This is a genomic window from Rhodococcus sp. DN22 (genome assembly GCF_036669995.1).
Lineage (GTDB): Bacteria > Actinomycetota > Actinomycetes > Mycobacteriales > Mycobacteriaceae > Rhodococcus_F > Rhodococcus_F erythropolis.
Window position 1 is genome coordinate 5,392,017 of record NZ_CP133326.1, and the last position, 16,794, is coordinate 5,408,810.

The window sequence follows — 16,794 nt, forward strand, 5'->3', positions numbered from 1 at the left end:
GATGAGCGGGAAGCCGAAACATGAGCGGCGTCACATAGGGTGAGATATGCGCATGGACTCCTCGGATCGCGTCGCTCTCACCGACTTGGCCGCCAGGTACGCACAGGCCGTCGACCGCCGAAACACCACTGCACTTGCGGCTCTCTTCACTGACGACGTGGCATTCGTCTTGCCGCCGGCACTGAACGGAACGGGTGCGCCGACGGAGATACGTGGGAACTCCGTCGTCAGCAGTTCGGTGGTCGATGCCGTCTCACATCTGCACTCGACCCGGCACATCGTCGAGCAGCAGATCCTCGACCTCGACGGCCCCACCACCGCACACGGTGAGGCTTACTGCTCCGCTCACCACATCTATCCGCGGGGCGAGGGCCACCGGGACAACCGGATCGAGATTCGTTACCAGGACAGCTTCGAAAAGATCGACGGCACCTGGCTGTTCTCGCGTCGCGAACTGGTAGTCGATTTTGCCGAGGACGTTCCGGTCATCCTGCTCGGACAATAGGTACATGAAAAAATCGCGGTGATTCTGTATCTCCTCACGGGAGGTTTACCGGGCTAGCGTTCAGCAACTGTCACGCCATCTCGGCGTGCGTTCGGCTATGTCTTGGAGATTCACATGTCACGCTCGCGCACCAGAAGATTCCTCGCTGCCTTCGCAGTGGCCGCCGTCGCAGTCGGAACCGTAGCCGCGTGCTCGAGCGACAACTCCTCCGACGAGAACGCACCTCTTCGCATCGTCGCTTCTTCGGTTCCGCACGCCGAGATCCTGAAGTTCGTCGAAGAAAAGGGCCTGCTCGGTGACACCAAGATCGAGGTCAGCGAGATCACCGGCGATCTCGACGCCAACGAGGTGCTCGAAGCCGGAGACACCGATGCCAACTTCTTCCAGCACGTGCCGTACCAGGAATCGTGGTCGAAGGAAAAGGGTGTCGACGACCTGGTCGCCGTGGCGAAGGTCCACGTCGAGCCCCTCGGTGCATATTCCAAGAAGGTCACCAACGTGGCCGACCTGCGCCAGGGCGCAACGGTCGCTTTGTCCAACAACGTGACGAACTTCGCCCGTGGGCTGTACCTGCTGCAGCAGGCCGGTTTGATCAAGCTCGATCAGCAGTTGGGCGCCCCCGGCACCGACATCACGCAGATCAGCGAGAAGAACATCATCGACAACCCCAAGGGACTCACGTTCACCCAGGTCGATCCCCCGCAGCTGCCGCGCACGCTCGACGACGGAAATGTCGATCTCGCAATCATCAACGGCAACTACGCAATCGAAGGTGGCCTCAACCCGGCCAAGGACGCCCTGGTGCTCGAGAAGGCCGAGGGCAACCCGTACGCCAATGTCCTGACCGTACGCACCTCGCTCGAAAACGATGCGCGAGTACAGAAGTTGGCCGAGGCATTGACGTCCGCCGACGTCGCGACGTTCATCGAGCAGACCTATCAGGGCTCGGTCATTCCGGCCAGCGCTACCTGATCGAGACCCGTCATGGTCTTCTCGATCGAATCGGTCTCCAAGGAATACCGCAGCGGCACACAAGTTCTGCATGCACTCGATTCCGTATCCCTGAAAATCGAAGACGGCGAAATCTTCGGCATCATCGGCAAGAGCGGCGCCGGCAAGTCGACTTTGCTGCGCTGCCTCAACCTGCTCGAACGCCCGACCAGTGGCCGGATTCTGTTGGGCGACACCGATCTGACCGCGTTGAGCCCAGCGCAACTGCGCGACACACGCAAGCGGATCGGTGTCGTGTTCCAGCATTTCAACCTGCTGCATTCCCGTTCGGTCGCCGCCAACATCGCCTTCCCTCTCGAAGTGGCGGGATACTCGCGGGCAGATCGACGTGCCCGCGTCGACGAGCTGATCGAGTTGGTGGGCTTGGAAGACCGACGTGACGCCTTCCCCTCGCAACTGTCCGGCGGCCAGAAACAACGCGTCGGCATCGCGAGAGCCTTGGCGGCTTCACCCGACGTCCTCCTGTGCGACGAGGCCACCAGCGCCCTCGACTCGGACACAACCGATTCGATCCTCGACCTGCTCGCCGATCTCAATCGACGACTCGGTGTGACCATTGTTCTGATCACCCACGAGCTCAACGTGGTTCGACGGATCTGCCATCGCGCTGCGCTGATCGATCAGGGCCGCATCGTCGACGAGGGAACGCTCACCGAACTGGTCGCAGACCCGGACTCACCCCTCGGAGAGGCGCTACTGCCGACCGGAACGGTACGAACGTCCAAGACCGGAATTCCGGCGCTCCTCACCTTTGTCGATTCACTGTCCACCTCACCCGTGATTTCCCAACTCTCACGAGATCTCGACGTCGACGTCACCGTGATCTCCGGCGGTATCGAGGACATCGGATCCCATCAGGTCGGTCGCCTTCGCGTGGAGTTCGCCTCACACACGGGACTCGTCAGCAACGAAGAGACAAGAAAGTCTGTCGAAGAACATCTTTCGCAGCGCGGAGTGAAGGTGACGTTCTCATGAACAAGACGTCCTGGCAGGATTCCCTGGGCGAAGCATGGGAAGCCCTACTCGACACGCTCTACATGGTCGGTGTCTCGTTCGTGCTCACCGTGATCATCGGTATCGCTCTCGGTGTTCTGTTGCACGCGAGCGCGCCCGACGGAATCCGTCCCAACCGCGTCCTCAATTCGGTTCTGGGCACCGTGGTGAACATCGGCCGTTCGCTGCCGTTCGTCATCTTGTTGGTGCTCCTCATCCCGGCAACGAGGGCGATCGTCGGAACAGCGCTCGGCGCCACGGCAGCGATCGTCCCGCTGACCATCGGTTCGGTGCCCTTCTTTGCGCGCGTCGTCGAGAACGCCTTGCGTGAAGTCGATTCCGGACGCGTCGAAGCAGCGCGGTCCATGGGCGCCACCGACAAAGACATCGTCACCAAGGTGCTACTGCCCGAATCCGTACCGGGATTGGTAGCAGGAGCAACCCTGACGGCGGTGATGCTGATCGGCTTCTCGGCCATGGCAGGTGCCATCGGCGCCGGTGGACTCGGCGACTTCGCAATCAAGTACGGCTACCAACGATTCAACACACCGGTGCTGTTCGTCGCAGTCGTGATCTTGATCGTGCTGGTGCAGGCAATCCAGTCGACCGGCGATCTCGTGGTTCGTTCAATGGCGCACAAGCGGTAACTGATCAGCTCGAGACCATCGCGATCGCTGTTCGCAGTCCGCGCCGCTTACCGGTCTGCGGATCGACGCCGAACACTTCCTTGATTCCGCCTCGGATGCGGAACTTCAACTCCGAGTGCGTCTCCGGAGCGTCGTCCTGGGAAGCCGAGAGAAACCTGTTGGGCAGCGACAACTTCCAGATGGTGCGCAGAGTCAATCCGTACTGCTTCCACAGCGGCCCGGTCGTGTACGGGAGGTCGTACTTGTCACACAAGTCCCGCAGCGGCACCGCGATTTCCGAGTACCGATTGCTCGGCAGATCCGGGAAGCAGTGATGCTCGATCTGGTAGCAGAGGTTGCCGCTCATGAAGGCCATGACGGGACCGGCATGAAAGTTGGCAGAGCCCAGCATCTGTCGTAGGTACCACTGAGCGCGCGATTCGTTCTCGAATTCCTCGAGCGTGAACTTCTCGGCACCGTCGGGAAAGTGCCCGCAGAAGATGACGGCGTAACTCCAGTAGTTTCGGATGAGGTTCGCAACGACGTTCGCCGTCAACGTGGTCTTCCACGCGGGGCCGGTCAGGGCGGGGAACAGGATGTAATCTTTCGCCACCTGACGCGCGATCTTCTTACCGACGTCCTTGGCCATCTCCGATTTCTCGGACCACTTCACCTCACCCTTGCGGAGTTTGTCCGTTTCGAGGTGATGCAGTGCCACTCCCCACTCGAAGAGGGTCGCGAGCACAAAATTCGTGATCGGTTGAAAGAGGTAGTCGGCGTGCCACTTTTGATCGCGCGTGACGCGCATGATTCCGTAGCCCACGTCGTTGTCCAGTCCGACGATGTTGGTGAACTTGTGATGGGTGAAGTTGTGCGAGTGCTTCCATCCCGAGGACGGGCAGGTGTTGTCCCACTCCCAGTTGCTCGAGTGAATCTCGGGATCGTTCATCCAGTCCCACTGGCCGTGGATGATGTTGTGGCCGAGTTCCATGTTCTCGATGATCTTGCCGACCCCCAGGAGCGCAGTCCCCAGAATCCAGGCAGGCTTCTTCTTGCTGGCGAACAAGACGATGCGGCCGGCCACCATCAGAGAGCGCTGAAACGCGATCGTCCGCTGGATGTATCGAGCGTCGTGCGCGCCGCGCTTCTCCTCGATGTCGAGCCGAATGGCATCCAGCTCGCGCCCGAGTGCCTCGACGTCTTCCTCGGTCAGATGGGCATATTCCTTGATGTCGGTGATCGCCACAGTGTTTCTCCGTATCGGTTTTCTCCGTGCCGCAGGACTGGTCCGTCGGGCGGTACCCCTGGGAGCCGGTGAGGAAACGTCAGCCCCGATATTCATGTGCGTCTTCACGCAATCTATGCCAGAGTCGATACACGTGAGCCCCGAAAACAAGATCACCATCCGCACCGCTACCGAGAGTGACTGGCCGGCTCTCCAACTACTCGACTCGGTGGGGTTCGGTTTTCACCCGTCTCCCGCGGTCAGCGAACTGACGAAGGCGCTCTACAAGCCCGAGGACATCATCCTTGCCGTCGACGGTGACCTACCCGTCGGCGTGGCCATCGAAATCGACATGGAATTCACCGTGCCCGGCGGACGCCAACTCCCCACGCGCGGAATCACCTGGGTATCCGTCGCCCCGACTCACCGTCGTCGTGGCGTCCTACGCTCGATGTTCACTGCGCTTCATGCCCACATCGAGTCGACCGGAGCACCGCTTGCCGCCCTGACGGCCAGCGAGGCCGGCATCTACAACCGCTTCGGATACGGCCCGGCCACCTTCAGCGAAGGCATCACCCTCGATCGCCGCTTCGCGCGATTCCGCCCCGAGGTGCCCGACAACGGTGGCGTGTCCATCGTCGACATCAAAGCTGCCTCGACGCTTCTTCCCGAGATCTACGACCGCTGGCGACTGCAGACTCCCGGCGCGCAGGTCCGTCCGCAACCACTCTGGGACCACATGTTCGCCGACCCGTCGGAGGATCGTGACGGCGCCTCCGGACTGTTCTTTCTGACACACGCGGACGGATACATCGCTTACCGGCACACGAGCGAGGGCCGCGACAGCATCGCCCGGATCGACGAGTTCGTGACGATCACCGAAGATGCGCACGCGGCGCTGTGGCGCACGATCTGCGGCCTCGACCTCGTCACCCGGATCGAGACACGCCAGCATCCTGCCGATCCACTCCGGCTGATGCTCACGGACTACCGCCTTGCCCGGACGACGACGCGCTCCGATCGACTGTGGCTGCGCATCATGGACGTTCCCGCGGCTCTCGAGGCTCGTGAATATGCTGCTGACCTGGACACAGTCGTCAAGGTCGAAGATCCGTTCCTGAAGGCCGGCGGAACCTTCGCACTTCAGGTCAAGGGCGGCAAGGCCACCTGTACGGCCACTGACGCGGTGCCTGCGATCACGATGCCCTCTGATGTCCTGAGCAGCTTGTACCTGGGCGAGCACCAGGCCAAGACCTTCGCGGCGGCGCACCGACTCCACGCGTCCGATCCGCAGGAGATCCTGAATTTCGACTTCGCTTTCAACGCGCAGAAGCCCGCAATTCTCGGGTACGGATTCTGATGATCTTGCCGACACGGGCATCGACGATTTGTGCCGTCGGTCGTATTCAGGGTTAGCCTCGAACAATGGCGTTTGTCGAAAAGATGGTCAATAGGCTTCCTGAGCGGGTTCTCGTGCGCGTCCTGCCGCACGCAGAAATGCTCAAGTTCCTGGTGGTCGGCGGCATCGCCTTCATCGTCACCACGGTGCTGTTCTTCGGCATCAAGTGGACGGTTCTGCCTCAGCACCCGGTGACGGCCAACATCCTTGCGGTCCTGATCGCGACGGTTCTGTCCTACGTCCTCAACCGCGAATGGTCGTTTGCGCAGCGCGGTGGTCGACAGCGCCATCACGAGGCCGCTCTGTTCTTCATCGTCGCGGGTATCGGTTTGGCCATCAACCAGGTACCACTCTGGACCTCCCGGTACGTGTTCCATCTGCGTCAACCCGAGGTGTCGGTGTTGATGGAAAACTTCGCGGACTTCATCAGCGGATCGATCATCGGGACCCTGCTGGCGACGGCCTTCCGCTGGTGGGCCATGCGTCGGTACGTCTTCCCCGAAGAAGCCACCGACAGCCAGGTCGTTCTCGACATCGAAGCGACTCCCGGCACCAAGACGCCGACAACCGACGCCACCGCCCTCGACTGACTCCCGGATCGACGCACCCGATCGCTCGCGCTTCGATCAGAGTTCGTCGATTGCGATCAACCCGTCCTGCAGCGCCCGCGCAAGCAGTGCCATCTTTGTCGGCGCGATGCTCCTGAACGGGCTGGCCCATCCCTGATCATCATCGGCGACAAGCACTCCAGCCTGCAGTTTTCCCGCTCTGCACAACACGGTCACGACACAGTGATCACTGGTGCGTAGCCTCCGATTTCCAATTGGATTCGGAGGACCCATGGCTACTTGCAAAACTCGAGTTCTTGCGCTGTCGGCGGCAGGACTCATGCTCGTACTCGGCGCATGCAGCAAGGCCGAGTCGGCGAAAACGCCGACCGACCTCGACGTGACATCAGCGTCCGCCGGACACTACTCACTGGTCTGGGAACACGGCGGCTCGGAAAAGGTGCGTGTATTCGCCGCCACCGACCCGAAAAACCCAGCCGCAGAAGGAAAGGAAATTGGCACGGTCGACGGCTTCTCCACTGAGGTCGACGGCCTCGACCCACTGTCACGCTGGTACTTCGAGGTCATAGACGAGGACGGCACTTCCACCATCGCGTCAACCCGCCACGTGACGCTGCAGGGCGCAGCCAACGTGCGTGATGTCGGCGGATACGAGACAGCCGACGGCCGATCAGTCAAGTGGGGCCTGGTTTTTCGTGGCGACCGCTTGAGCGATCTGACTGCTGACGATCAACAAACGATCGAGAACGCAGGCATCCGGACCGTTGTCGATTTCCGAGGTGACAGCGAGATCGCAAAGGACGGAGCAGACAAGGTTCCCGCGAACGTGAAAGTGGTCAACACGGCAGTCCTGGATGCCGGCACTCAGGCTCTTGCCACAGCGATTACGAGTGCCCTGAAATCTGGTGACCCTGCAATCGTGGAGCAGGTGCTCGGGGGCGGTGAAGCCGTCCGGATCAGCGACACCGGCGCCGTCGACCAACTGTCCAAGCCTGACGGAATGGCTGGGTATTCCCAAGCCCTACGGACCATCGCCGATTCCGAGTCCGCAGTCGCTTACCACTGCACGGCAGGCAAAGACCGCACTGGACTGATGACAGCTCTACTTCTCGGCATTCTGGGTGTTCCTGACAAGACCATCGTCGACGACTTCGTCCTGTCGAACACCTACAACAAAGCCAAGAACGAACAGACCTACACGTTTCTGTCTTCGAAAGGAATCGATGTCGATCTGTTGAAACCGTTGATGGAGCAGCGTCCCAGCCAGATTCAGCCAGTACTCGACAAGATTCGCGACCAGTTCGGTGGGTGGGAGAAGTTTTCGCGGGACGTGCTGAAACTTGACGCCGACACGATCGCAAAGCTCCGGAGCAAATTGCTGACCAAGCAATAACTGATCGACGTTCCGACAGCAATGACCGGCAGCCGCTCCGATGGCTGCCGGTCACGCCCGCACTCCTAGTTACTCAGCCCCAGCCGCTTCGAGCATTCGGCCATTTCGTCGATGATCAGTTCCAGCGACGTGCCACGACGACTGGCGGACAGCACGATTCGATCGGCTCCCAACCCGCGTGCCCACTCGAGTTTCGCTTCGTCGAGCCTGGGCAGTGTCGCACCGAGTACCAGCGAGACGTCGGCAGGATCTCGATCTGCCTTCACCGCAGCAGCTTTCATCGCTGCTACGGCCTTGTCGAGATCTTCACCGGCCAGTCCCAGCGGCTGGAAACCGTCACCCAATCGGCCTGCTCGCCGAGCAGCAGCGAGACTGTGTCCACCGATGTAGAGCGGAACTCCGGATTCGCGGTGCGGCTTCGGCCAGCTGTATGCACCCTTGAACGAGAAGTAATCGCCGTCGAAATCGACCGCTTCCTTGCCCGCCCAGAGTGAACGCATCACCGCGATGGCCTCATCGGCTACCTTGCCGCGGCGCTCGAAGTCACCGCCGCACGCCTCGATCTCTTCCTTCATCCACCCCAGGCCGAGGCAGATGCGCAATCGCCCACCGGAAAGGCGATCGAGCGTCGCCAATCGTTTGGCGAGCACTACCGGATTGTGATTGGGCAGTACCAGAACTCCAGTGGACAAGCCCAAAGTGGTTGTGGCACCCGCCACGAACGAAAGCAGTTCGAGCGGATCCGGGATGTCGCAGTCATCGGGAAGATGCGATTTGCCGGTCGGAGAATAGGGGTACTCGCTCTCGGTGTCGGCGATGACCACCGAGTGCTCCACTGCCGAGATCTCGTCGAAACCCAGCGACTCGGCCGCACGGGCGAATTGCAGAATCCAATCAGGGTCTCCGCTTCGACCCAGTTCGACCGGAACGACCACGCCGAGCTTCATACCGTTTCCTCCAGTGTCGCCATCAATTTCGGACCATCCACGACGCGACCGAGGTACCGGTCCGCATCGGGATCTGTTGCAAGCCACACCGCCGCTGCAGCGGGTACGGATGCCGGTGTGGCCGCAAATCCGGCGTCCACGATTGCGTCCGCGCCACCACGGGCTTTCCCTGATTCCGTGATGACAAATCCCGGACTCAGGTTGAACGCTTTGATTCCGGCGTCTCGGTACTCGGAGTTGATCGCTCCGGCAATACGTCCGAACGACGCCTTCGACGCGGCGTACGACAGACCCCAACCACCCTCGCCGGGAGGCGCAGGCGGATCCATGGTCGCCGAGCCCGATGCCAGATTGACCACTACGCCGTTGCCGCTCTTGATCATCGACGGGAGTATCACCTGGACCAGAGCGAGTTGGTGCAGATAATTCCCGATCGCCATCGCCTGAGCGTCGTCGATCTCGATGTCGAGCACCCGGTCCATGTTTCCGACAGTCTGCGCATAGGCGTTGTTCACCAGCACGTCGACACGTCCCCACTCGGCCAGCACCCGTTCACCGGCGCCGCGGACGGATGCCAGATCGAGCAGGTTCATCGGAACGGCCAATGCGCGCACACCGAAGGACTCGATCTCGGCAACCGTCGTCTCCAGGCTGCCGGGCACCGGAATCACTTGCTCGCCTTGCCTCGTTCGCGGGGCTGCCCGCCCCTCTCCTTCACGAACGGTGCGAGCAGTGATTGCAACGTCGAATCCGGCGCGCGCGAATGCCAGCGCGCACTCTCGGCCGATCCCCCGGGAAGCGCCGGTCACCAGCGCAACTTCACTCACAGGAACCGCGTGCGGCCGTGCGTCTCGAACTCCTTCTCCAGGTTCACCACGTCAGCTTCGGTCATCAACGTGTATTCGGGAGTGCCTCGGCCCACCCAGTGGAACACTGGTTCGTCGGTCCGCCAGCGATCGGCTTGAAGTTCACGTTTGAGTACCTTGTTGGAGCCCGTGACGGGCAGGTCGGTCGAAACGCGAACAAATCGTGGCGCTGCCTTGGTACCCAGATCCGCCTGCGCGGCAAGGTAGTCGGCGAACTCGACCGGATCGAAATCGGCGAGATCGGCGACCTCGATCGCAGCCATGACCTGATCACCCGAACGCGGATCCGGTACCGCGAAGACACCCGTGGCAATCACTTTGGGGTGCCGACGCAGGATGTGCTCGATCATCAAAGCCGAGGTGTTCTCACCGTCGACGCGGATCCAGTCGCCCTTGCGTCCCGCGAAGTAGATGAAGCCGGCCTCGTCGACGTAGCCGAGATCGCCTGTCCAGTACCAACCGTGGCGAATCTTCTCGGCGATCGCGTCTTCGTTCTTGTAGTACCCCTCGAACTTCTTCGATCCGGCCTTGTCGACCATCTCGCCGATGGATTCGTCGGGGTTCAGCACGTGACCGTGCTCGTCGAGAATTGCGCGGGGTCGCTCTTCGCGCGTATCTGGATCGACGATGACGATGTTCTCGCTCGCGGGACGGCCCAGCGCTCCGGCAGGTTGGTTCGGATCGAGCACTACTGATCCGGCACCTTCACTCGAACCGTATCCCTCGAAAAGTTGTGCACCGAAACGACGGATGAACTCTGCCTTGTCCCCCGGCGACGCCTCGGTCCCGAAGCCGTGGGTGAGGGTGTTCTCGATGTCGTCGGGCAGTTCCGGCGTCGCCATGAGATACCCCAAGGCCTTACCGACGTAGGTGAAATATGTTGCGCCGTAGAACCGAACGTCCGGCATGAATCCCGAGGCCGTGAACTTACGAACGAGGCAGACCGTAGCTCCCTGCGAAAGGGCCGGCGCCCACAGAGCCATCAACGCGTTGCCGTGGAAGAGCGGCATGCAGCAGTAGCAGACGTCGTCGCGGTCGATGTCGTACTTGGCGCAGTTCGCGTAGGCCAACCGCGTCAGACGCCCCTGGCTGCACCGCACTGCCTTGGACATTCCGGTGGTGCCCGAGGTGAAGAGAAGCAAGAACAGCGTCGACGCGTCGACACCGAGGTCGATCTGAGGCGACTCGACGTGATGTGCTGCAATCTTGTCCGGGTACGACGCGTCGTCGACGAGGACGAAACGATCTTCGGTCAGCCCGAGGTCCAGGCCGGCAAGCTTCTCGTAGCCTGCTTTGTCGGTGACGATCAGCTGGCAGTCGACGTACCGGACCTCAGCCTCGAGTTCAGCTCCACGCCTGGTCGGATTGATGCCGACGATCGTGGCCCCGATCAGGGCCGCGCCGCCGAGCCAGAACAGGAACTCCGGATCGTTCTCGAGAAGTACTCCGATGTGAAACGGTCCGGGCGCGCGAAGCGACTTCGCCAGCGAGCCGCGCGCTGCGCTCTCGCGCACCACCTCGTCCCAGCTCCAGTCCTGCGTCCGCGTCCGCAGGCCCAGGTGCTGATCACCGAGACGGTCGATCAACATCTGCGCGACGTCCTCGCGCTGAGGAGCTGCAAGAGCTGCATTCGAAGATGCTTCGGTGGCGGTGTTCGTCATCGTGTCCTGTGTCCTAGTCGATATCGGAATGTCGATTACTCCAACTGCGATACGACTCGAACGTATCGACGCCTCAGAGCCGGAACGGTCCCAGTCTCGCTCAGTGGTAACCGCCGCCACAGATATGATTTTCTCGTGAGATTTTGTGACGTGAAAAGCGCCACAATACGAAAGGCCATTCCATGACTGCCCCCGCAGATCCGCAGTTGCTTCTGGACCAGGCGGTCTCACGCCTCACCGGTCCAGGTGGGCCATTCGAGATCGTCGAAGAAGAGGTTCTCGGCACCGTCATGCCTGTGATGAAGAACCGCGGTCACGCCATCGGTGAACTGATCTCGGCATCTCGCGCCTGGGGCGACGGCGACTATCTCGTCACCAGCGATCGTCGAATCTCGTTCACCGAGCATGCCGATTCCGTTGCCGCGCTGGCAACTGCTCTGCGGGACAAGTACGGAGTCCGCAAGGGCGACCGTGTGGGCATCCTCGCTGCCAACACTCCCGAATGGGTCATGACGTTCTTCGCGACGCAGGCGCTCGGCGCGATCGCAGTCGGTCTCAACGGTTGGTGGGTTCCGCGCGAGGTCACCCACGGGATCGAGCTCTCACGTCCGAAGGTTCTGGTCGTGGACGCCAAGCGCGGCGCCGCCCTCCCCGAACTGCCGGCAGACATCACGGTCCTCACCATGGAAGAGGATCTGCCCGCGCTCATCGCGGAATATGCAGGCTCCGACGTGCCGAGCACCGACATCGACGAGGACGACCCCGCCGTCATCTTGTTCACCAGTGGTACCAGCGGCCGCCCCAAGGGCGCACTCCATTCGCACCGCAACGTGATGGCCGTCGTCGACTACCACAAGTACAGCGACGCGATCGGCGCCGCATTCACCGGCCGTGAGTACGACGCTTCCAAGCCGAGCCCACTGCGTTATCTACTCACCTCCCCGCTCTTCCACATCGCCAGCCTTCACAATCTGGTGGTTCCCCGTCTCGCGACGGGCAGTGCCGTCATCCTGACCGAGGGCGGATTCGACGTCGACAAGGTGCTCGGGTTGGTCGAACGCGAGCGTGTCACCAACTGGGGTGCTGTCCCCACGATGGCATCGCGGCTACTCGAGCACGGCAACATCGCCAAGTACGACGTCTCTTCGCTGACTGCATTCTCGCTGGCATCCGCGCCGTCGTCGCCCGCGTTCAAAGAACGCCTCAAGGAGCAGGTGCCGTTCGCACGCAATGCTCTGGTCGACAGCTACGGCCTCACCGAATGCAGCACCGCCATTGCGGTCGCCGTCGGCGCCGAACTCGAAGAATTCCCAGGCACTCTCGGGCGTCCGATCATCACCGTCTCGATGGAGATTCGCGATCCCTTCGGCGAATGGCTGCCGGACGGCATCGAAGGTGAAGTGTGCGTACGCAGCCCCTTCGTCATGCTCGGATACTGGGAGAACGACGAGGCGACCGAGTCGGCAATTGCCCCCGGACGCTGGCTCCGCACCGGCGATTTCGGCGTCATCGAGAACGGGCGTCTCCGTCTCACCGGTCGCCGTTCCGACCTGATCCTGCGCGGCGGCGAGAACGTCTACCCCACCGAGATCGAGCAGACGCTCGACGAACACCCCGACGTGATCGAGTGCGCTGTCATCGGCATGCCGCACCCCGACCTCGGCCAGGAAGTGTCCGCCGTGGTTGTCCTGCGTCCCGGAGCCGCCACAACGGAGGCGGAGCTGCGTGATTACGCCGCCGAGCGACTGTCCTATTTCAAGGTGCCGTCGAAGTGGCGCATCACCAGCGATCTGCTGCCTCGCAATGCAACCGGCAAGATGGTTCGGCGCGAGATCACCGTATGACCGCGGAGCTGTCACGGATCGTCGCCGAGTCGGCGATCCGTGACCTGCTCTGCGAGTACACGCATCTGATCGATCAGGGCCGATTGCGTGAAGTCGCTGCATTGTTCGCCTCGTCCGACTACGGGCAGTGCGGGCCGGACGGGGTTGCCACCACGCTCATTTCGTCCGACGCCGACGCAGTGTTCGCAGCCTGCAGCGGCTTCATTCGAATGTACGGTGATCCGCCGGTTCCACGAACCAAACATCTGCTGACCAACACGCGAATCGCAGTCGACGGTGAATCAGCGACGGCACTCTCGTACGTCACGGTCATCCAAGGTACCGAAGATCTTGCCCTGCAACCCATTCTGGCGGGGCGCTACTTCGATCGCTTCACCTGCGTCGACGGGTCGTGGCAGTTCAGCTCGAGACTCTTCTGTCTGGACAATATGGGCGAGATGTCCGCGCATGCCAAGCGGGCACTGTAGAGGAACGACGACTGTGGAAATCGGCGTCAACATCTTGGGCCTCGAGGCCCTGTTCGACGGCAAGATTCGCCCGGTTCTGGACTTCGCCGCGCGTGCTGACCGTGCCGGGATCGATCTGATCTGCACCGGCGATCATCTCGGGTTCAATGCCGAAGCACACGCTCAGCGGGTAGCCGAACACAACTTCCTGTTCCCGTTGGATCACCCTTGGTACGAACCGATTTCACTTCTTTCCTCCATCGCCGCGGTGACCGAACGTGCTCGCCTCGGAGTATCGGTTCTGATCGCCACTGTTCGCCCAGCCGCCGTGCTTGCCAAACAGGTTGCAACTCTCGACTCATTGTCCGAAGGTCGAGCCGTCATGGGTTTCGGCGTCGGTTGGCAAGAAGCCGAATACACCGCTACCAACATGCCTTTCGACGCGCGATTCGGGCGCATGGAGGAGGCTGTCGCAGCGTGTCGCGAACTGTGGACCAATGCTCCGGCCACCTTCAAGGGACGCGACTTCGCCTTCGAGAACTACCACAGCCTCCCGCTGCCGATCCAACCCCGAATACCGGTGCTCTTCGGTTTCGGACCAAGCCGGCGGAACTTCGACCGCATCGCACGCGTCGCCGACGGTTGGACCGTGAACCCGACCGACCTGGGAACGTTCACCGACAGTGTCACATTGCTGCGCAACACGTTCGAAGCCCACGACCGCGAGCCGGATACCGCACGTGTGCAAGTGTCTGCGGCGCCGGTTCGGCGCGACAATCGGTCCGTCGACCTCTCGGCAACCGCTGACAAGGTCCTGGACTGGTCCGACCGCGGCGCGTCTGCCGTCGTGCTTCGGCCTGCCGTATTCGATTGCGCTGCCGAAGAACTACCGGAATTACTCGACTGGATGACCAGCATCAAGGAGGCGTGACATGGACCAGGCACTGCAGGATCTCATCGACAAGCAGGCAATTCGTGAGGTGGTTCTGACGTACTGCCGCGGCATCGATCGCCTCGACTTCGATCTCGTCCGCAGCGCCTACCACCCGGACGCGATCGACCATCACACCGGATTCGACGGCACCATCGACGAGTACATCGCCTGGGCCACAACAAAACTCTCCGCGATCGGCGGCACGATGCACCACATCGGCAACCACCTGGTCGAACTGCACGGCGACCACGCGATCAGCGAGGCATATTCGATGTCCACACACTGGGGCGGGCCCGAAGACATCGGAATGATCAACTTCACCAGTGGTGCGCGGTTCATCGACCACATGGAGCGACGCGACGGCCGTTGGGCGATCAAGGAGAGATGGGCCGTACGCGAGTGGACTCGCTCGGACGAGGGCCGCTTCGTCAACCCCGAAGGGCCTGGTCCGCGTGGGCGTCGAGATGCCTCGGATCCGCTGACAGCATTACGACTAACCCTTGAGATGCACTGAAATTCAGGAAACCGACTATTCCGACTGATTCAAGAATTCGACGCCATTCGAACGCATATTCGAATAAGATCGATGCATGTTCAACCCGACAACAGAGCTCTTCGGTATCTCAGCACAGCTGATTGGTACCGAAACTGATTGTGCGCTGGTTGATCTCATGACCGATCTGCATGCATGCGAGGCGATGCTGGTCGAACGCAAGCTCGCTGTGATTGCCGAGTTCTTTTCGCGGCGAAGCTCGGAGCATGTCGCCAGTGGTGCGTGGTCGTCGACCGCACACGAGTTGGCTGAATCGGAAGTCGGTGCGTCACTGACGATGGGTCGCGCGGCTGCCGGCAAGCTGATCGGGTTGGGGTTCTCGTTAAAGACTCGTCTGCATCGCACTCGAGCGGCGATGGCGCGTGGCGAGTTGGATCTGTACCGAGTTGGTTTGATCGATTCCGCGACCGCGAACGTGAAAGACGAATTGATCGACGAGGTGGAACGACTACTGCTCGAGCAGGTTCTCGCCCCACCAGTAGCAGGCGGAACGGGCTTGACGGGAAGACGACTGACAGCGGCGATCGATCGGATCGTGGCGATGGTGGACCCGGAAGGTATGCGAGAACGCCGACGCCGTGCTCTCACCGATCGGTTCGTCGGAGTCAGCGCTGCCGAGGACGGGATGGCAAAGATCTTGGGAAGCGTTCCGGCAGAGCAGGCTCGGGCATTCGACGGCCGACTACGCGAGTTGGCAGTGTCGGTATGCCGAAACGACTCACGAACGTACGAGCAGCGACGAGCCGACGCGCTCTTCGAGTTGACCAACGGATCACAATTCTTGCCGTGCAACTGTGGCCGAGCTGATTGCCCGCAGGATCGTAGCGGTGGTGTTGTCGTTCGTCGGCCCGTGGTTCACGTCGTGATGACTGATTCCACTCTGCACGGTGGCGGCGAGCCCGCCCACCTCGACGGGTACGGGGTGATCAGCGCTGAGCATGCTCGCGATATCGCCCGTGACGCCGTAATTCGAAACGTCCGAGCACCTGCTGATGACGTCGTAGAGCCGGTGTCTGCTTCGGCGCGCGTCTACCGACCGGGCGCCGTTCTCGATACCTGGTTACGGATCATCGCGGGCAGCTGCCAATGGCTGCATTGTGATGTCCCGGCCTGGAATTCCGATCTGGACCACAATGAACCGTTCCATCATGGCGACCCCGAACGCGGCGGTAAAACGATCGCGTCGAATATGAGTGCGTTCTGCCGCAACCATCATCGCCTCAAGCATTCCGACCGGTGGCGGTTCACGTCGAACGAGGATCGGACCATGTCGCTGACGTCTCCGACCGGGCATTGTTACCGAACGCGACCCGCAGGATTGATGGCTGGATCGCACGAACCGACACCGCCCCAGGGCGGTCGAAATCGGCGGACCCAGGCGGAGAACAAAGCTGCCCGTATCCAGAGTGAACGCAATCGCCAGCGCCGACGGATACAGAAACGAGCAGAGGAGCACGTTCAATATAAGCGGCGGAAATCACCGCGAGCCCGCCGAGAACCCATCGACTACGGGGACGACCCGCCACCGTTCTGAGATACCGAGCGGTGTCGAGGCGCGCCGACGGGTCGCAGGGTCAGTCTGACGTCGGCTTGGTGCCGTCTTCTGGTGCCGGATCGTCGTCGGCAAGCGGATCTATGGTGTCGACACCTTCGAGGACGGTCAGCTCTTCTTCCGCCTCGGCGAGGAGCCCTTTGGCTTCAGCTTCGACCTTCTTCACCCAATCGGACATCCCGAGCCTCTTCTCTTCCGAAGCGAGTTCCCGCTGTAACTGAACTCAGACTACGTCGCCGGCGACGAATTTCGCCGTCCCCTCGGGTCAGT

Annotated in this window: 17 protein-coding genes; 12 read left to right on the plus strand and 5 right to left on the minus strand. The window is 61.5% G+C overall.

What is annotated here, in order from left to right:
* Window positions 1-46 precede the first annotated feature (46 nt).
* The 4 genes from RA302_RS24705 (at window position 47) to RA302_RS24720 (ending at window position 3,156) form a co-directional block, all read left to right on the plus strand.
* Window positions 47-505 carry a nuclear transport factor 2 family protein gene (locus RA302_RS24705; protein WP_030537000.1) on the plus strand — a complete coding sequence of 153 codons (459 nt, stop codon included), beginning with the start codon at window positions 47-49 and terminating at the stop codon, window positions 503-505.
* Window positions 506-619: 114 nt separating this feature from the next.
* A complete protein-coding gene (locus RA302_RS24710; RefSeq protein ID WP_003940478.1) occupies window positions 620-1,477 on the plus strand; it encodes a MetQ/NlpA family ABC transporter substrate-binding protein in 858 nt (285 codons plus the stop codon).
* 12 nt (window positions 1,478-1,489) lie between these two features.
* Window positions 1,490-2,491, plus strand: a complete 1,002-nt coding sequence (locus RA302_RS24715) for an ATP-binding cassette domain-containing protein (protein ID WP_030536999.1) — start codon at window positions 1,490-1,492, stop codon at window positions 2,489-2,491.
* A complete protein-coding gene (locus RA302_RS24720) occupies window positions 2,488-3,156 on the plus strand; it encodes a methionine ABC transporter permease (RefSeq protein WP_030536998.1) in 669 nt (222 codons plus the stop codon). Before RA302_RS24715 ends, RA302_RS24720 begins: the two co-directional genes overlap by 4 nt.
* A gap of 4 nt (window positions 3,157-3,160) precedes the next feature.
* On the opposite strand, the gene RA302_RS24725 is transcribed toward RA302_RS24720, so the two are convergent.
* Entirely contained in the window at window positions 3,161-4,381 is a 1,221-nt protein-coding gene (locus tag RA302_RS24725) for a fatty acid desaturase (RefSeq protein WP_007732653.1), read from the minus strand.
* Here RA302_RS24725 and RA302_RS24730 point away from each other — a divergent pair.
* From RA302_RS24730 to RA302_RS24740, 3 genes are all read left to right on the plus strand, one after another.
* Window positions 4,365-5,720 (plus strand): enhanced intracellular survival protein Eis, encoded by a 1,356-nt coding sequence (locus RA302_RS24730; protein ID WP_080712764.1) that lies wholly within the window; start codon window positions 4,365-4,367, stop codon window positions 5,718-5,720. The two genes, RA302_RS24725 and RA302_RS24730, sit on opposite strands and share 17 nt — an antisense overlap.
* A 65-nt stretch (window positions 5,721-5,785) precedes the next feature.
* The gene (locus RA302_RS24735) at window positions 5,786-6,349 is read left to right on the plus strand and encodes a GtrA family protein (protein WP_003939753.1); all 564 of its coding nucleotides are present in this window, start codon (window positions 5,786-5,788) and stop codon (window positions 6,347-6,349) included.
* 250 nt (window positions 6,350-6,599) lie between these two features.
* Complete coding sequence (locus RA302_RS24740) at window positions 6,600-7,721, plus strand: tyrosine-protein phosphatase (RefSeq protein ID WP_080712763.1); 1,122 nt, start codon at window positions 6,600-6,602, stop codon at window positions 7,719-7,721.
* A gap of 65 nt (window positions 7,722-7,786) precedes the next feature.
* Here the strand turns inward: RA302_RS24740 and RA302_RS24745 are convergent, their stop codons facing one another.
* Genes RA302_RS24745 through RA302_RS24755 form a run of 3 tightly spaced genes read right to left on the minus strand, consistent with a single transcriptional unit; the run spans window position 7,787 to window position 11,195 of the window.
* A complete protein-coding gene (locus RA302_RS24745; protein WP_030536995.1) occupies window positions 7,787-8,668 on the minus strand; it encodes an LLM class F420-dependent oxidoreductase in 882 nt (293 codons plus the stop codon).
* Window positions 8,665-9,495, minus strand: a complete 831-nt coding sequence (locus RA302_RS24750) for an SDR family NAD(P)-dependent oxidoreductase (protein WP_030536994.1) — start codon at window positions 9,493-9,495, stop codon at window positions 8,665-8,667. Before RA302_RS24750 ends, RA302_RS24745 begins: the two co-directional genes overlap by 4 nt.
* Window positions 9,492-11,195 (minus strand): AMP-binding protein, encoded by a 1,704-nt coding sequence (locus tag RA302_RS24755; RefSeq protein ID WP_007732669.1) that lies wholly within the window; start codon window positions 11,193-11,195, stop codon window positions 9,492-9,494. The genes RA302_RS24750 and RA302_RS24755 overlap by 4 nt, the downstream gene beginning before the upstream one ends.
* Window positions 11,196-11,377: 182 nt before the next feature.
* Between RA302_RS24755 and RA302_RS24760 the strand changes: the two genes are divergently transcribed.
* The 5 genes from RA302_RS24760 (at window position 11,378) to RA302_RS24780 (ending at window position 16,506) form a co-directional block, all read left to right on the plus strand.
* On the plus strand, window positions 11,378-13,039 hold the full coding sequence (locus tag RA302_RS24760; protein WP_007732670.1) for a class I adenylate-forming enzyme family protein: 1,662 nt from the start codon (window positions 11,378-11,380) through the stop codon (window positions 13,037-13,039).
* A complete protein-coding gene (locus RA302_RS24765; protein ID WP_030536992.1) occupies window positions 13,036-13,506 on the plus strand; it encodes a nuclear transport factor 2 family protein in 471 nt (156 codons plus the stop codon). The genes RA302_RS24760 and RA302_RS24765 overlap by 4 nt, the downstream gene beginning before the upstream one ends.
* A 13-nt stretch (window positions 13,507-13,519) precedes the next feature.
* Window positions 13,520-14,416 carry a TIGR03619 family F420-dependent LLM class oxidoreductase gene (locus RA302_RS24770; RefSeq protein ID WP_030536991.1) on the plus strand — a complete coding sequence of 299 codons (897 nt, stop codon included), beginning with the start codon at window positions 13,520-13,522 and terminating at the stop codon, window positions 14,414-14,416.
* Window position 14,417: 1 nt separating this feature from the next.
* On the plus strand, window positions 14,418-14,933 hold the full coding sequence (locus RA302_RS24775; RefSeq protein WP_007732673.1) for a nuclear transport factor 2 family protein: 516 nt from the start codon (window positions 14,418-14,420) through the stop codon (window positions 14,931-14,933).
* Between the two features lie 76 nt (window positions 14,934-15,009).
* Window positions 15,010-16,506 carry a DUF222 domain-containing protein gene (locus RA302_RS24780; protein ID WP_030536990.1) on the plus strand — a complete coding sequence of 499 codons (1,497 nt, stop codon included), beginning with the start codon at window positions 15,010-15,012 and terminating at the stop codon, window positions 16,504-16,506.
* 40 nt (window positions 16,507-16,546) lie between these two features.
* Here the strand turns inward: RA302_RS24780 and RA302_RS24785 are convergent, their stop codons facing one another.
* A complete protein-coding gene (locus RA302_RS24785) occupies window positions 16,547-16,702 on the minus strand; it encodes a hypothetical protein (RefSeq protein ID WP_003940615.1) in 156 nt (51 codons plus the stop codon).
* Window positions 16,703-16,794 lie beyond the last annotated feature (92 nt).

Bases quoted from the DNA above. Each gene is read 5' to 3' on its own strand.
- RA302_RS24755 (WP_007732669.1), bottom strand. From the start codon at position 11,195: ATGACGAACACCGCCACCGAAGCATCTTCGAATGCAGCTCTTGCAGCT.
- RA302_RS24780 (WP_030536990.1), top strand. From the start codon at position 15,010: ATGTTCAACCCGACAACAGAGCTCTTCGGTATCTCAGCACAGCTGATT.
- RA302_RS24720 (WP_030536998.1), top strand. From the start codon at position 2,488: ATGAACAAGACGTCCTGGCAGGATTCCCTGGGCGAAGCATGGGAAGCC.
- RA302_RS24760 (WP_007732670.1), top strand. From the start codon at position 11,378: ATGACTGCCCCCGCAGATCCGCAGTTGCTTCTGGACCAGGCGGTCTCA.
- RA302_RS24740 (WP_080712763.1), top strand. From the start codon at position 6,600: ATGGCTACTTGCAAAACTCGAGTTCTTGCGCTGTCGGCGGCAGGACTC.
- RA302_RS24775 (WP_007732673.1), top strand. From the start codon at position 14,418: ATGGACCAGGCACTGCAGGATCTCATCGACAAGCAGGCAATTCGTGAG.
- RA302_RS24710 (WP_003940478.1), top strand. From the start codon at position 620: ATGTCACGCTCGCGCACCAGAAGATTCCTCGCTGCCTTCGCAGTGGCC.
- RA302_RS24705 (WP_030537000.1), top strand. From the start codon at position 47: ATGCGCATGGACTCCTCGGATCGCGTCGCTCTCACCGACTTGGCCGCC.
- RA302_RS24785 (WP_003940615.1), bottom strand. From the start codon at position 16,702: ATGTCCGATTGGGTGAAGAAGGTCGAAGCTGAAGCCAAAGGGCTCCTC.
- RA302_RS24715 (WP_030536999.1), top strand. From the start codon at position 1,490: ATGGTCTTCTCGATCGAATCGGTCTCCAAGGAATACCGCAGCGGCACA.
- RA302_RS24735 (WP_003939753.1), top strand. From the start codon at position 5,786: ATGGCGTTTGTCGAAAAGATGGTCAATAGGCTTCCTGAGCGGGTTCTC.
- RA302_RS24765 (WP_030536992.1), top strand. From the start codon at position 13,036: ATGACCGCGGAGCTGTCACGGATCGTCGCCGAGTCGGCGATCCGTGAC.
- RA302_RS24730 (WP_080712764.1), top strand. From the start codon at position 4,365: ATGTCGGTGATCGCCACAGTGTTTCTCCGTATCGGTTTTCTCCGTGCC.
- RA302_RS24745 (WP_030536995.1), bottom strand. From the start codon at position 8,668: ATGAAGCTCGGCGTGGTCGTTCCGGTCGAACTGGGTCGAAGCGGAGAC.